Source organism: Massilia atriviolacea (genome assembly GCF_003953935.1).
In the GTDB taxonomy this organism is placed as follows: Bacteria; Pseudomonadota; Gammaproteobacteria; order Burkholderiales; family Burkholderiaceae_D; genus Telluria_A; species Telluria_A atriviolacea.
Genome location: NZ_RXLQ01000021.1, coordinates 96,531 through 112,046, shown reverse-complemented (window position 1 = coordinate 112,046; position 15,516 = coordinate 96,531). Strand labels below are relative to the sequence as shown.

Sequence of the window (15,516 nt, the reverse complement as noted above, 5' to 3'; positions counted from 1 at the left end):
GCCAAGATTCTGGGCGACGCAGCAGGTAAGTAATTAGTTAGGGCGGGCCCGGACACGCGTCCGGCGCCCCGTCGAAATCAGGACTTGCCATCAGCGGCCGCACGATGGTACAATTTCTGATTCCACTGAAGTTTTACGTAGGGACGTAGCTCAATTGGCAGAGCGTCGGTCTCCAAAACCGAAGGTTGGGGGTTCGATGCCCTCCGTCCCTGCCACCGTTCTGGTGCAGGGCACCGAAAGTAAAAACGTATGTCTAATCAATCCGTGCAAACCGTCAGCACGTCAAACGACAAGTTTAAAGTCGCGCTGGCAGTGGTTGCCGCGATTGCAGGGGTCGTCGGGTTCTTCTACCTGAAAGGCCAAAGTAAACCAGCTTGGATGTGCGCTGTCGCACTCGCGGCTGGTTTAGTTTTTGCCGTCCTGCTTTTGTGGACTTCGTCCAGTGGCCGTGAATTCCTCAGCTTCGCCAAGGAATCGGTCCGCGAGACCAAAAAAGTCGTCTGGCCCGCTCCCAAAGAAGCAATGCAGATCACCGGTATCGTGTTTGCGTTTGTGACCGTCATGGCGCTGTTCCTGTGGGGCACGGATAAGACGATTGAATTTTTGTTGTACGACGTGATCCTGGGTTGGAAATAAAATGAGCGAAAATGTGCAAGATGATGCGACCGGTGCTCCGGTGTCGGGCGATGACGTTCCGGCACAAGAAGCAGGCGCAGCGCTGAGCGTACCAGTCAGCAACAAGCGCTGGTACGTCGTGCACGCTTATTCCGGCATGGAAAAAAGTGTCATGCGTGCACTGACCGAGCGCGTCGAGCGCGCCGGTATGCAAGATCAGTTCGGCCGCATCCTGGTGCCGGTCGAAGAAGTTGTCGAAGTCAAGAATGGCCAGAAGTCGGTCACCGAACGTCGTTTCTTCCCGGGCTATGTGCTGGTTGAAATGGAAATGACGGACGAAACCTGGCACCTGGTCAAGAACACCAGCAAGGTCACCGGCTTTATTGGCGGTAAGTCGAACAAGCCGACGCCGATTCCCGCGCGCGAAATCGACAAGATCATGCAGCAGATGCAAGAAGGCGTCGAGAAGCCCCGTCCAAAAGTGCTGTACGAAGTGGGCGAGCAGGTACGTATCAAGGATGGTCCGTTCACCGACTTCAACGGCAACGTCGAAGAAGTCAACTACGAGAAATCCAAGGTGCGCGTCTCGGTCACCATCTTCGGCCGCGCAACGCCAGTCGAACTCGAGTTCGGCCAGGTCGAGAAAGTGTAATCGGCATCCATGCCGATTACATCCCCACGACGGTGGGGATCCAAGTTTTTCTAAAGCGCCTAATCGGAGCGCCGCGGCAGTCCAGCGAAATCCGGTAAGAGGAGCCCTGCCATGATTGTACCGGCGGGGCGCTACTACTCAATCCAAGATAGGAGCCATCATGGCAAAGAAAATCATTGGTTTTATCAAGCTGCAAGTGCCAGCTGGTAAAGCAAACCCATCCCCACCGATCGGCCCAGCACTGGGTCAGCGCGGCCTGAACATCATGGAATTCTGCAAGGCGTTCAACGCCCAGACCCAGGGTCAAGAGCCAGGTATGCCTATTCCTGTCGTGATCACGGCATTCGCGGACAAGTCCTTCACTTTCGTGATGAAGACCCCTCCAGCGACCTACCTGATCAAGAAGTTCGCCGGCATCACCAAAGGTTCGCCAACGCCGCATACCACCAAGGTAGGCAAGCTGACCCGCGCTCAAGCTGAAGAAATCGCTAAAATCAAACAGCCGGATCTGACCGCTGCCGACATGGATGCCGCAGTGCGCATCATCGCCGGTTCCGCTCGTTCGATCGGCATCACGGTGGAGGGTCTGTAATGGCTAAGCTGTCCAAACGCGTTAAGGCAATGAAGGCCAAGGTCGACCGCAACAAGGCTTACGGCTTTGACAATGCAGTGGCCCTGATCAAGGAATTCGCAACCGCCAAGTTCAACGAATCGATCGACGTATCGGTTCAGCTGGGCGTGGATCCGAAGAAATCGGACCAGGTCGTTCGTGGTTCCGTGGTCCTGCCAGCAGGCACCGGTAAAGAAGTCCGCGTTGCAGTATTTGCAACCGGCGAAAAAGCCGAGCAGGCCAAAGCCGCCGGCGCCGACATCGTCGGTATGGAAGACCTGGCCGAGCGCGTCAAAGCCGGCGACATGCCTTTCGATATCGTCATCGCTTCGCCGGATACCATGCGTATCGTCGGTACCCTGGGCCAGATCCTGGGTCCACGCGGCCTGATGCCTAACCCGAAAGTCGGCACTGTTACCCCTGACGTCGCTACCGCCGTGAAAAACGCGAAAGCCGGCCAGGTCCAGTACCGTACCGACAAGGCAGGTATCATCCACGCAACGATCGGCCGCAAGTCGTTCGCTGATGCCGACCTGAAAGCTAACCTGGTTGCGCTGATCGATGCGCTGAACAAGGCCAAGCCAACGTCGTCGAAAGGTGTTTACCTGCGTAAGGTTGCCCTGTCGTCGACCATGGGCGCCGGCGTTCGCGTCGACCAGGCTTCCCTGGCAGCGTAAGAGCTGAGAAGTTGGTGTTCCCGTGCCGGACATCGCGCAGCGATGTTCGCCCTGGCGCCGACATACTGAATTAAGTCCACGGTGCAAGCCGTGGCGAATCTTTGGGATGTCCGGGCGCAAGCCCGGGCAGACAATCAAAGACCGTTGGGCTGAAGGCAGCAGGCAGGCCGGAGGTTAATACATCACCCAACGCAGATGGTGCACCCGAGCAAGTTTTGTTAGTCCCGCTGCGTGAATTCATCCGCTCAGTTGTACTTCTAAACGTCGGACGCCGTTGTTCGAACCGATGCAAGGCATTTGCCGCGCATCATTTTAGGAGGTTGACCGTGGGTCTCAATCTGAATGACAAAAAGGCCGTCGTCGCCGAAGTTTCCGCAAAAGTAGCAACTGCGCAAACCATCGTCGTGGCCGAATATCGTGGCATCCAGGTTGGTCACTTGACGCAACTTCGTGCCAAAGCGCGTACCCAGGGTGTGTACCTGCGTGTTCTGAAGAACACGCTGGCTCGCAAATCCGTTGAAGGTACGCAGTTTGCTGGCCTGGCCGACTCGATGGTCGGTCCGCTGATCTACTCGATCTCGGATGATGCCGTTGCTGCAGCTAAAGTCATCGCTGACTTTGCTAAAACCAACGACAAACTGGTCATTACCGCAGGTAACTACGCAGGCAAGCAGCTGGATAAAGCAGCTGTTGTCGCGTTGGCAAGCATTCCTAGCCGTGAAGTCCTCATCGCCCAGATCATGGGTCTGATGCTGACGCCGGTATCGAGCTTTGCACGTGGTCTGGCTGCTCTGGCAGCCAAAAAGAGCGAAGGTTCGGCTCCTGTTGCAGAAGCAGCAGCAGAAGAAGCTCCAGCCGCTGCTTGATTGCAGCGCTGCTCTTTTTAGTCAATACCAATCTATTCAAAAAATTTAGGAGTTTCAAATGGCAATTAGCAAAGACGACATCCTGGCAGCAGTTGGCGAAATGTCCGTAATGGACCTGAACGACCTGGTCAAGGCATTCGAAGAAAAATTCGGCGTATCGGCAGCTGCAGTTGCAGTCGCTGGCGGCGGCGCCGCTGGTCCAGCAGTTGCTGCTGAAGAGCAGACCGAATTCAACCTGGTTCTGGCCGACTTCGGCGCGAACAAGGTTGGCGTCATTAAAGCAGTTCGCGAAATCACCGGCCTGGGCTTGAAAGAAGCTAAGGACCTGGTCGATGGCGCACCGAAGACCGTGAAAGAAGCGATCTCGAAAGCTGACGCAGAAGCCGGCAAGAAAAAGCTGGAAGAAGCTGGCGCGAAAGCCGAAATCAAGTAATAGCAACAAAGCCTTATTTGGCGTTCAGTTCTGCGCCGGAGTCAAAGCTTGCGGTCCTCTCCCGAAAGGGGGAGGATGCGGCTTTGGCTCTTTTGTCGTCCCTGTCGTATAAGTAACGCTTAAGCAGTCCCCAGTAGTATACGTATTATCTTCTTATCACCTGGCAAAAAGTTCGAGACTTGAGGCCTTTCTAGTGCGCGCCCGGCCCTGGAAATTCCTGAATTCTCATCCTTTCTGTCACTCACGGAGTGTCCATGCACTACTCATTTACTGAGAAGAAACGCATTCGCAAGTCATTCGCGAAGCGCGCCAACGTTCACAACGTTCCCTTCCTTCTGGCTACACAGCTCGAATCCTACGAGAATTTCTTGCAAGCGGATACCATCCCGTCGACCCGCAAGAACGACGGCCTGCAGTCGGCTTTCACCTCGATTTTCCCTATCGTGTCGCACAATGGTTTTGCGCGCCTCGAATTCCTGTCGTATGTCCTGGGCGACCCGGCCTTCGACGTCAAGGAATGCCAACAGCGTGGCCTGACGTTCGCGTCGCCGCTGCGCGCCAAGGTGCGCCTGGTGATCCTGGACAAGGAATCGCCGACCAAGCCTGTGGTCAAGGAAATGAAAGAGCAAGAAGTGTACATGGGCGAATTGCCGCTCATGACGACCACCGGCTCGTTCGTCATCAACGGTACCGAGCGTGTGATCGTCTCGCAGCTGCACCGTTCGCCTGGCGTGTTCTTCGAACACGACCGCGGCAAGACCCACTCGTCGGGCAAGCTGCTGTTCTCGGCACGGATCATTCCTTACCGCGGCTCGTGGCTGGACTTCGAGTTCGACCCGAAGGACATCCTGTTCTTCCGCGTCGACCGCCGCCGCAAGATGCCTGTGACGATCCTGCTGAAAGCCATCGGGATGTCGCACGAACAGATTTTGGCGAACTTCTTCGTATTCGACAATTTCAACCTGCGCTCCGAAGGCGCCGAGATGGAATTCGTGTCCGAGCGCCTGCGTGGTGAAGTCGCGCGTTTCGACATCGTGGACAAATCCGGCAAGACCCTGGTGCTGAAGGACAAGCGTATCAACGCCAAGCACGTGCGCGACATCGAAGCGGCGGGCATCAAGCACATTTCCGTGCCAGAAGACTACCTTTTGGGTCGCGTGCTGGCCAAGAACATCGTCGACGCCGACACCGGCGAAGTCATCGCCTCGGCCAACGACGAGCTGACCGAAGACGTGCTGGGCCGCCTGCGCGACGCCTCCGTGGGCGAAATCCAGACCCTGTACACGAACGACCTCGACCAGGGTGGCTACATCTCGCAAACCCTGCGCATCGACGACACCGCCGACCAGATGGCCGCCAAGGTCGCCATCTACCGCATGATGCGTCCAGGCGAGCCGCCAACCGAAGATTCGGTCGAAGCCCTGTTCAACGGCCTGTTCTACAGCCCTGAGCGCTACGACCTGTCGGCTGTGGGCCGCATGAAGTTCAACCGCCGCATCGGCCGCGACGAACTGACCGGCGCCATGACCCTGTCGAACGACGACGTGCTGGCCGTGATCAAGATCCTGGTGGAACTGCGCAATGGCCGCGGCGAAGTCGACGATATCGATCACCTGGGTAACCGTCGCGTACGTTGCGTCGGCGAACTGGCGGAGAATCAATTCCGTGCCGGCCTGGTGCGCGTCGAGCGCGCCGTCAAGGAACGCCTCGGCCAGGCCGAAGCGGACAACCTGATGCCGCACGACCTGATCAACAGCAAGCCGATTTCGGCCGCGATCCGCGAGTTCTTCGGTTCGTCCCAGCTGTCGCAGTTCATGGACCAGACCAACCCGCTGTCGGAAATCACCCACAAGCGCCGCGTTTCCGCGCTCGGACCTGGCGGTCTGACCCGCGAACGCGCCGGCTTCGAAGTGCGCGACGTGCACCCGACCCACTACGGCCGCGTGTGCCCGATCGAAACGCCTGAAGGCCCGAACATCGGCCTGATCAACTCGCTGGCACTGTTTGCCCGCCTGAACGAGTACGGCTTCCTGGAAACGCCGTACCGCAAGGTCGAAAACAGCATGGTCACCGACAAGATCGACTATCTGTCCGCGATCGAGGAAGGCCGCTACATCATCGCCCAGGCGAATGCGACCATCTCGAAAGAGGGCACCTTGTCGGATGAACTGGTGTCCGCCCGTGAAGCCGGCGAAACGATCCTGGTCTCGCCGGAGCGCATCCAGTACATGGACGTCGCCCCAGGCCAGATCGTCTCGGTGGCCGCCTCGCTGATTCCGTTCCTCGAACACGACGATGCGAACCGCGCATTGATGGGTGCCAACATGCAGCGCCAGGCCGTCCCTTGCCTGCGCCCTGAAAAAGCCTTCGTCGGTACCGGTATCGAACGCACCGTGGCAGTCGACTCCGGCACCACCGTGCAAGCGCTGCGCGGCGGCGTGGTCGACTACATCGATGCAGGCCGTGTGGTGATTCGCGTCAACGACGACGAAGCACTGGCGGGCGAAGTCGGCGTGGACATCTACAACCTGATCAAGTACACCCGTTCCAACCAGAACACCAACATCAACCAGCGTCCGATCGTGCAGGTCGGCGACCGTGTCGCCAAGCGCGACGTGATCGCCGATGGCGCATCGACCGACCTGGGCGAACTGGCCCTGGGCCAGAACATGCTGGTGGCGTTCATGCCATGGAACGGCCTGAACTTCGAAGATTCGATCCTGATCTCGGAAAACGTCGTCAAGGACGACCGCTACACCTCGATTCACATCGAAGAGTTGTCGGTGGTCGCACGCGACACCAAGCTGGGCGCCGAAGAAATCACGCGCGACATCTCGAACCTGGCGGAAAACCAGCTGGCTCGTCTGGATGAGTCCGGCATCGTCTACATCGGCGCGGAAGTGCAGGCAGGCGACACCCTGGTCGGTAAAGTGACGCCAAAAGGCGAAACCCAGCTGACCCCGGAAGAAAAGCTGCTGCGCGCGATTTTCGGCGAAAAAGCGTCGGACGTGAAAGACACCTCGCTGCGCGTGCCTTCGGGCATGGTCGGCACCGTGATCGACGTGCAGGTGTTCACCCGTGAAGGCATCGTCCGCGACAAGCGCGCCCAGCAGATCATCGATGATGAACTCAAGCGTTTCCGCCTCGACCTGAACGACCAGATGCGGATTGTGGAAGGCGATGCCTTCCAGCGTCTGGAAAAAATGCTGATTGGTAAAGTTGTCAATGGCGGCCCGAAAAAGCTGGCCAAGGGCGTGAAGATCACCAAAGAGTACCTCGACGACCTCGACAAGTACCACTGGTTCGATATCCGTCCTGCCGACGACGATGCCGCCACCGCCCTCGAAGCGATCAAGGAATCGATCGCCGAGAAGCGTCACCAGTTCGACCTGGCCTTCGAAGAGAAGCGCAAGAAGTTGACCCAGGGCGACGAGCTGCAACCTGGCGTGCAGAAGATGGTCAAAGTCTACCTGGCCGTCAAGCGCCGCCTGCAGTCGGGCGACAAGATGGCGGGCCGTCACGGTAACAAGGGTGTGGTTTCGCGTATCGTGCCAGTCGAAGACATGCCGTACATGGCGGACGGCACCCCGGCCGACATCGTGCTCAACCCGCTGGGCGTTCCTTCGCGAATGAACGTCGGTCAGATCCTGGAAACCCACCTGGGCTGGGCAGCCAAGGGCCTGGGCCTGCGCATCGGCGAAATGCTGAAAGCGCAAGCCAAGATCCAGGAAGTGCGCAAGTTCCTGGGCCAGATCTACAACGAGACCGGCAAATCGGAAGACCTGGATAACTTCAGCGACGACGAGATCATGACCCTGGCGCAAAACCTGAAGAACGGCGTGCCATTCGCAACGCCGGTCTTCGACGGCGCGCACGAGTCGGAAATCCACCGCATGCTGGACCTGGCGTATCCTGAGCCTATCGCGACCAAACTCGGCATGACACCGTCGAAGAACCAGGTCACGATGTACGACGGCCGCACCGGCGAATCGTTCGAGCGCAAGGTTACTGTCGGCTACATGCACGTCCTGAAGCTGCACCACCTGGTCGACGACAAGATGCACGCGCGTTCCACCGGTCCTTACTCGCTGGTCACGCAGCAGCCACTGGGCGGTAAAGCCCAGTTCGGCGGCCAGCGTTTCGGTGAGATGGAGGTGTGGGCACTGGAAGCGTACGGCGCATCGTATGTGCTGCAAGAAATGCTGACCGTCAAGTCGGATGACGTGAACGGCCGTACCAAAGTGTACGAAAACCTGGTCAAGGGCGACCATGTGATCGACGCCGGTATGCCGGAATCGTTCAACGTGCTGGTGAAAGAGATTCGTTCGCTGGGTATCGATATCGACCTGGAACGTAACTGATATTCCCCCTCGTCGCTCCCGCGAAGGCGGGAGCCCAAGTTCGCTGCTTAGTCGCGAACTTGGGCCTCCGCCTTTGCGGGGGCGACGGAGCAAGCGCCGGCGACGTTGAGTTAGACGTACTATAGAAATTCCATCACCTGGAGTGATACATGAAAGCACTGCTCGATCTATTCAAGCAAGTTCAGCAAAACGAAACGTTCGACGCGATCAAGATTGGTCTGGCGTCGCCTGAAAAAATCCGTTCGTGGTCCTACGGCGAAGTCAAAAAGCCGGAAACCATCAACTACCGTACCTTCAAGCCGGAACGCGATGGCCTGTTCTGCGCCAAGATTTTTGGTCCTATCAAGGACTACGAGTGCCTGTGCGGCAAGTACAAGCGCCTGAAACACCGCGGCGTGATCTGCGAAAAGTGCGGCGTCGAAGTTACCCTGGCCAAGGTGCGCCGCGAGCGCATGGGCCACATCGAGCTCGCTTCGCCGACCGCGCACATCTGGTTCCTGAAGTCCCTGCCGTCGCGCCTGGGCATGGTCCTGGACATGACCCTGCGCGATATCGAACGCGTGCTGTACTTCGAAGCCTATGTGGTCACCGATCCCGGCATGACCCCGCTGAAGAAGTGCCAGATCATGTCGGAAGACGACTACGCCGCCAAGTACGAAGAGTACGGCGACGACTTCACCGCCTTCATGGGCGCCGAAGGTATCCGTGAACTGCTGCGCTCGATCGACATCCACCGCGATGCCGAAGCCCTGCGCGTCGAGCTCAAGGAATCGAAGTCGGAAGCGAAGATCAAGAAATACGCCAAGCGCCTCAAAGTGCTCGAGGCATTCCAGCGTTCGGGCATCAAGCCGGACTGGATGATCATGGAAGTGCTGCCGGTGCTGCCGCCGGAACTGCGTCCGCTGGTGCCGCTGGACGGCGGCCGCTTTGCGACCTCCGACCTGAACGACCTGTATCGCCGCGTCATCAACCGTAATAACCGCCTGAAGCGCCTGATGGAACTGCGCGCGCCGGAAATTATTACGCGTAACGAAAAGCGCATGCTGCAGGAAGCGGTCGACTCGCTGCTGGACAACGGCCGTCGCGGCAAAGCGATGACCGGCGCCAACAAGCGTCCGCTGAAGTCGCTGGCTGAAATGATCAAGGGCAAGGGCGGCCGTTTCCGTCAGAACTTGCTGGGCAAGCGCGTCGACTACTCGGGCCGTTCGGTCATCGTGGTCGGTCCCCAGCTCAAACTGCACCAGTGCGGCTTGCCGAAACTGATGGCCCTGGAACTGTTCAAGCCATTCATTTTCAACAAGCTCGAACTGATGGGTCTGGCAACGACGATCAAGGCCGCCAAGAAGCTGGTCGAGATCCAGGAACCGGTCGTATGGGACATCCTGGAAGACGTGATCCGCGAACATCCGGTCATGCTCAACCGTGCACCAACCCTGCACCGCCTGGGTATCCAGGCCTTCGAGCCGGTCCTGATCGAAGGCAAGGCGATCCAGCTGCACCCGCTCGTCTGCGCGGCATTCAACGCCGACTTCGACGGTGACCAGATGGCGGTCCACGTGCCGCTGTCGATCGAAGCGCAGATGGAAGCGCGTACCCTGATGCTGGCGTCGAACAACATCCTGTTCCCGTCGAACGGCGAACCGTCGATCGTGCCGTCCCAGGATATCGTGCTCGGTCTGTACTACGCGACCCGCGAAGCGATCAACGCCAAGAACGAAGGGATGCTGTTTACCGACGTGTCTGAAGTGATCCGCGCCTACGACAACAAGGAAGTCGAACTGACGACCCGCATCACCGTGCGTATCGTCGAGAACCCGAAGGATGCCGAGACCGGCGAATTCGTGCGCACCGTCACGCGCTACGAAACCACGGTCGGCCGCGCCATCCTGTCCGAAATCCTGCCGAAGGGCCTGCCGTTCTCCGTACTGAACCGCGCCCTGAAGAAGAAAGAGATTTCGAAGCTGATCAACACCTCGTTCCGCAAGTGCGGCCTGCGCGCCACCGTCGTGTTCGCCGACAAGCTGATGCAGTCGGGCTTCCGCCTGGCAACGCGCGCCGGTATCTCGATCGCGGTCGACGACATGCTGGTACCGCCGCAGAAGGTCACCCTGATCGCGGCCGCCGAATCCGAAGTCAAGCAGATCGAGCAGCAGTACGCCTCGGGTCTGGTGACCGCCGGCGAGCGTTACAACAAGGTGGTCGACATCTGGGGCAAGACCTCGGACGAAGTCGGCAAGGCCATGATGGACCAGCTCAAGGTCGAAGACGTCATCAAGCGCGACGGCACCAAGTCGACCCAGGAATCGTTCAACGCGATTTACATGATGGCCGACTCGGGCGCGCGCGGTTCGGCAGCCCAGATTCGCCAGTTGGCCGGTATGCGAGGCCTGATGGCCAAGCCGGATGGTTCGATTATCGAAACGCCGATTACCGCGAACTTCCGCGAAGGCCTGAACGTGTTGCAGTACTTCATTTCGACCCACGGCGCTCGTAAAGGTCTGGCCGATACGGCACTGAAAACCGCGAACTCGGGTTACCTGACCCGCCGCCTGGTCGACGTGACCCAGGATCTGGTGGTGATCGAGGACGATTGCGGCACCACCAACGGCGCGCTGATGAAGGCGATGGTCGAAGGCGGTGAAGTCATCGAGCCGCTGCGCGACCGTATCCTCGGCCGTGTCAACGTGCATGATGTCGTCAATCCTGAAACCCAGGAAACCCTGTACGAAGCCGGCACCCTGCTCGACGAAGACATGGTCGAAGAAATCGAACGCCTGTCGATCGACGAAGTCAAGGTCCGTACGCCACTGACCTGCGACACGCGCTTCGGCCTGTGCGCCAAGTGCTACGGCCGCGACCTCGGCCGCGGCATGCTGGTCAACGCCGGCGAAGCGGTCGGTGTTGTCGCTGCGCAGTCGATCGGTGAGCCGGGTACCCAGCTGACCATGCGTACCTTCCACATCGGTGGTGCGGCATCGCGTGCGGCAGTGGCCTCGTCGGTGGAAGCGAAGTCGAACGGTACCATCCGTTTCACCGCGACCATGCGTTACGTTACCAATGGCAAGGGCGCCCAGATCGTCATTTCCCGTTCCGGCGAAGTGCTGATCACGGACGACCACGGCCGTGAGCGCGAGCGTCATAAAGTGCCGTACGGCGCGACCCTGATCGTCAAGGACGGCATGGTCATCAAGGCCGGTACGGCCCTGGCGACCTGGGATCCGCTGACCCGTCCGATCATTACCGAGTACGCCGGTACGGTCCGCTTCGAGAACGTCGAAGAAGGCGTCACCGTGGCACGTCAGGTCGATGAAGTGACCGGCCTGGCTACCCTGGTGGCGATCGATGCCAAGCGTCGCGGTTCGCTGACCAAGACCCTGCGTCCGCAGGTCAAGCTGCTCAACGAAGCGGGCGAAGAAGTCAAGATCGCCGGCACCGAACACTCGGTGGCGATCGGCTTCCAGGTCGGCGCGCTGATCATGGTCAAGGACGGCCAGGCGGTATCGGTCGGCGAAGTGCTGGCACGTATTCCGACCGAATCGCAGAAGACGCGCGACATTACCGGTGGTCTGCCACGGGTTGCCGAGCTGTTCGAAGCGCGTTCGCCGAAAGACGCCGGCATGCTGGCGGAAGTCACGGGTACTGTCGCGTTTGGTAAAGAAACCAAGGGCAAGCAGCGTCTGGAAATCACGGACATGGACGGCAACAAGCACGAGTTCCTGATTACCAAGGACAAGCAAGTGCTGGTGCACGACGGCCAGGTGGTGAACAAGGGCGAGATGATCGTGGACGGCCCGGCCGATCCGCAAGACATCCTGCGCCTGCTGGGTATCGAAGCGCTGGCGCGTTACATCGTCGACGAAGTGCAGGACGTGTACCGTCTGCAGGGCGTGAAGATCAACGACAAGCACATCGAAGTGATCGTGCGCCAGATGCTGCGCCGCGTGCAGATCGTGGAAGCGGGCGATGCCAACTACATCGTCGGCGAACAGGTCGAGCGTTCGGAGCTGCTGGACGAAAACGATCGCGTGATCGCCCTGGGCAAGATCCCTGCAACGTACGAAAACGTGCTGCTGGGTATTACCAAGGCTTCGCTGTCGACCGATTCGTTCATCTCGGCGGCATCGTTCCAGGAAACCACCCGCGTGCTGACGGAAGCGGCGATCATGGGCAAGCGCGACGGTCTGCGCGGCCTGAAAGAGAACGTCATCGTCGGCCGCCTGATTCCTGGCGGTACCGGTCTGGCCTTCCACCGCGCCAAGAAAGAGAAAGAGGCGTGGGAAGTGGAAGAGCGCAAGGCGCTGCTGGACGCTGAAAAGGCGAACATGGCGACCGAGCTGCAAGCCATGGAAGACAACACCGCGGCACAGCACAGCGACGAAGCGTAACCTGGCTTAGGCGCACACGAAAACGGCACCGAGGAGCAATCCCGGTGCCGTTTTTTTATGTCGATTCTCTGATTCCTCCCCCGTCATCCTGCTCTTCGGGGCGCGGCGCCGGGACCGTCTGGCATTCTGTGCTTTGCGCGAGGGACATTCTTCACTCGTAGATTTTACCCATCCACAAAAACTGCGCCATGCGGCACCATGGATTTTCTGGAACCTTGTAGTACTGCAAGCCTTCCGCCGACGCCTCTCCCCAGCTGCGCGCAGCGTCGAGAAAATCGCCGATGGTCTGGTTCTCCCAGCCATTCGTTCGCGGCCCGTAGGGGGAGCTCGGCCGCTCCTTTTCCTCGCCTTGTTCATCGGTCAGTAGGCGCGTCTCGACAGTTCAATCTTCATCATGTCACCATTCACGCTTGTTTGAGGCCATTGTATCCGGCCGGCAGCGACTTACCGTCCAGCGCATCGTCGACAGCCTGCAGTCCCAGGTCTTCCGCGATGCGGAAGGCTTGCATCCCGGCGGCCAGCCTTTCATCCTTGCTGGAAAAATCACGAAAGCGCAAGCGCTTGTGCTTGCCGAAGTAGGCAAACCGGATCGCCGGACGCCTGGCCAGCCACGCAATCAGGGGCCAGTCGAAGCTGGCGAAGGCTTCCGCGACCTTGGGCACCACGATATGGTCCTGCTCCCAGGCCAGGAAGGCGTGGAACAATTGTTCGCGCTTGTAGCGGGGAAACTCGGTTCCGGCCGCGCAGGACGCATGGCAGTCGACCAGCAAGCGCGTGAACCGCGCGCCGATCACCGCCCGGATCACCTCGTTGCCGCCATATTGCCGCGTGTACGTGAAGATGGCATACGCTTCGGCGCAGACCTCGCGGTTGATGCTGCGGAAACGGTCCGCAAACACGGCAACGGCATCGAGCTGCCGCGCGCGCTTGCCGGGGATGCACAGGGACGGCAGCGACGCGATGCGCGCACCGAGCTTTCCCAATCTGAAATAACCGGTCGCCCATAAGGAGCCGTGCGCCGCAATCAGCGCGAAGACATGGCGCTTACCGGACTCATGATATAGGCGCCGATACAGTTTGATGCGCTGCTGCAAATCAGGCAGTTCGCCCGCCAGTGCATAAGCTTCGGTCCTGAGTTGTTCGTATGCCGCTGCTGTCATGGTGTTCCCGCTTGCTCAAGAGTTTTCCGTACTCATCTATACGCAAGCGTTGTGCCACGATGCAGGTATCCGCAAGTGGTTGATTAATAAAGGATTGTTTGCGGCAGCGGGGCGCTGCCTGTCAAGCGCGTGTACAGCAAACGCCGTGCTGCTATCAACGACACTTACACCTGGCCGTCAGCGGCTTGCGCCTGAACGCTGACCGCGCTACCTTTGCGGGATTGGCCGAGGGGATTTCCTTGCGCCCCGGTGAGCGCAATGCTAAGGTGCGGATTGTTTTTCCAATAACATTGGAAAAACAGCAGTCCACAGTCTTGTGTCATTTCCAAGGCTCATTTATCAACGCCATTTCGAGCGCACTGCGCACTGACCATGACCGCGTATCGCTTTCGCCTGCTTCTGTGCCTGTACATCGTCCTGTCGGTCGCGACACTGGCGGCGGCCTTTTACTCCTCCGACCTCATCTCCCCCGCAATGCAGGCGGCATCGGAAGCCGAGCCGCCCGCCTGGGACGTCGCCAATCTGCCGCTCTCGCTATCGATCGTTCTTCCTTTAGCCATCGGCTCGCTGGCCGGATTGGCGGGCATGTTCATGTTCAAATCGTGGGCGCGCACGTTCTCGCTCGTGTTCACCGTGCTCGGCCTGGTGCTCCTGCCCTTGATGGGAACCTCAGTCGTGTCGTGGCTCGATTCCCTGCTGGCGGAACTATGCGCAATGATCTGGGGCGCCATTCTGGCGCTGGCTTATTATTCGTCCGTCAGCAAGCTGTTTTCCGCAGCGCCGCTGTCCGGCGCCGATCATTCATGATGCTTCCCATGCCCTTGTACGCCCGCCTTGCCCGATATGTTCTCTTCGCTGTCCTGGCGTACCTGGCCGCCTGGTTCGGATGGCGCTTCGTTCTTGATATGCACAATGTGATGATGCTGGTGTTCTTCATCTGGACATGCGCGGCCATCGCGGGCCTGTACCGGCGCGTTGCGTGGGGCCGTTTCCTGGTCTCCTGCGTCAGCGTGACGGCGGCCTTCCTCGTCTCCCTGTCGGCCATTCCGCTCGACGACGTGGCGCAACAGGAAACCGCTTTTCACCACATGTTGATGCTCCCGCTCTGGGCATCATGGCTGTGCATCGTCACGGCGGCGCTATTGATTCTGATGCCCGCATTCCTCATCGGCATCCGAAAAGACTGGTTCCGCAATGCGTGGTGGTGATGCGATGAATGAACGAGATAAACATGATTAAACGACTTGGCTGGGCCGCCTCGCTGGCCCTGTTTCTCTGCGCGCTGGCCGTTCCCGCGTGGGCCGCGCAGATCACCGTCGTCAAATCCAAGCGCGTGCTGGAATACAAGGGCGACGGCGTGACGCGCACCTTCAGGATCGGCCTGGGCGGCTCGCCCGTCGGCCACAAGCTGCGCCAGGGCGACCGCAAGACGCCCGAGGGAAGCTACGTCATCACGCACAAGAATCCGCGGAGCCAGTACTACCTCTCGCTCGGCATCAGCTACCCCAACCTGAACGACGCCGCGCGCGGCCGCCAGGCCGGCGTGATTTCGGGCGCGCAGTACGCGGCGATCGCAGCGGCCATCGAGCAAGGCCGCGCACCGTCCCAGCACACGCCGCTCGGCGGCGATATTTTTATCCACGGCAAGGGCGCCGGCAGCGACTGGACCTGGGGCTGCGTCGCCCTCGACGACAGGCAGATGCGCGAGCTGTACGAGCTCGTGCGCCCCGGGGACAAGGTCAGCATCCGGCCATAGC

At 59.5% G+C, this 15,516-nt stretch carries 12 protein-coding genes and 1 tRNA gene; 12 read left to right on the top strand and 1 reads right to left on the bottom strand.

What is annotated here, in order from left to right; genetic code table 11:
* Positions 1 to 139 precede the first annotated feature (139 nt).
* From EJB06_RS27790 to rpoC, 9 genes are all read left to right on the top strand, one after another.
* Positions 140 to 215: transfer RNA gene (locus EJB06_RS27790), tRNA-Trp, on the top strand.
* Between the two features lie 34 nt (positions 216 to 249).
* A complete protein-coding gene (gene secE / locus EJB06_RS27785; RefSeq protein WP_126077281.1) occupies positions 250 to 636 on the top strand; it encodes a preprotein translocase subunit SecE in 387 nt (128 codons plus the stop codon).
* A gap of 1 nt (position 637) precedes the next feature.
* Positions 638 to 1,267, top strand: a complete 630-nt coding sequence (gene nusG / locus EJB06_RS27780) for a transcription termination/antitermination protein NusG (protein ID WP_126077280.1) — start codon at positions 638 to 640, stop codon at positions 1,265 to 1,267.
* Positions 1,268 to 1,427: 160 nt separating this feature from the next.
* Positions 1,428 to 1,859, top strand: a complete 432-nt coding sequence (rplK, locus tag EJB06_RS27775; RefSeq protein ID WP_054265745.1) for a 50S ribosomal protein L11 — start codon at positions 1,428 to 1,430, stop codon at positions 1,857 to 1,859.
* Positions 1,859 to 2,554, top strand: coding sequence for a 50S ribosomal protein L1 (gene rplA / locus EJB06_RS27770; protein WP_126077279.1), 696 nt, complete (start codon positions 1,859 to 1,861; stop codon positions 2,552 to 2,554). The genes rplK and rplA overlap by 1 nt, the downstream gene beginning before the upstream one ends.
* 326 nt (positions 2,555 to 2,880) lie before the next feature.
* Positions 2,881 to 3,420, top strand: coding sequence for a 50S ribosomal protein L10 (gene rplJ, locus EJB06_RS27765; RefSeq protein WP_126077278.1), 540 nt, complete (start codon positions 2,881 to 2,883; stop codon positions 3,418 to 3,420).
* A gap of 58 nt (positions 3,421 to 3,478) precedes the next feature.
* Positions 3,479 to 3,853, top strand: coding sequence for a 50S ribosomal protein L7/L12 (rplL, locus tag EJB06_RS27760; protein ID WP_126077277.1), 375 nt, complete (start codon positions 3,479 to 3,481; stop codon positions 3,851 to 3,853).
* 254 nt (positions 3,854 to 4,107) lie between these two features.
* Positions 4,108 to 8,214 (top strand): DNA-directed RNA polymerase subunit beta, encoded by a 4,107-nt coding sequence (rpoB, locus tag EJB06_RS27755; RefSeq protein WP_126077276.1) that lies wholly within the window; start codon positions 4,108 to 4,110, stop codon positions 8,212 to 8,214.
* Between the two features lie 149 nt (positions 8,215 to 8,363).
* On the top strand, positions 8,364 to 12,599 hold the full coding sequence (gene rpoC, locus EJB06_RS27750) for a DNA-directed RNA polymerase subunit beta' (RefSeq protein WP_126077275.1): 4,236 nt from the start codon (positions 8,364 to 8,366) through the stop codon (positions 12,597 to 12,599).
* 404 nt (positions 12,600 to 13,003) lie between these two features.
* Here the strand turns inward: rpoC and EJB06_RS27745 are convergent, their stop codons facing one another.
* Positions 13,004 to 13,759 (bottom strand): hypothetical protein, encoded by a 756-nt coding sequence (locus EJB06_RS27745; protein WP_164558058.1) that lies wholly within the window; start codon positions 13,757 to 13,759, stop codon positions 13,004 to 13,006.
* 372 nt (positions 13,760 to 14,131) lie between these two features.
* On the opposite strand from EJB06_RS27745, the gene EJB06_RS27740 reads away from it, so the two are divergent.
* Genes EJB06_RS27740 through EJB06_RS27730 form a run of 3 tightly spaced genes read left to right on the top strand, consistent with a single transcriptional unit; the run spans position 14,132 to position 15,515 of the window.
* A complete protein-coding gene (locus EJB06_RS27740; RefSeq protein WP_126077273.1) occupies positions 14,132 to 14,566 on the top strand; it encodes a hypothetical protein in 435 nt (144 codons plus the stop codon).
* Between the two features lie 8 nt (positions 14,567 to 14,574).
* Positions 14,575 to 14,967: a hypothetical protein gene (locus EJB06_RS27735; RefSeq protein ID WP_126077272.1), complete on the top strand. Its 393-nt coding sequence runs from the start codon at positions 14,575 to 14,577 to the stop codon at positions 14,965 to 14,967.
* A 23-nt stretch (positions 14,968 to 14,990) separates the two neighbouring features.
* Positions 14,991 to 15,515 (top strand): L,D-transpeptidase family protein, encoded by a 525-nt coding sequence (locus EJB06_RS27730; RefSeq protein ID WP_126077271.1) that lies wholly within the window; start codon positions 14,991 to 14,993, stop codon positions 15,513 to 15,515.
* The last annotated feature ends 1 nt before the right edge of the window (position 15,516 follow it).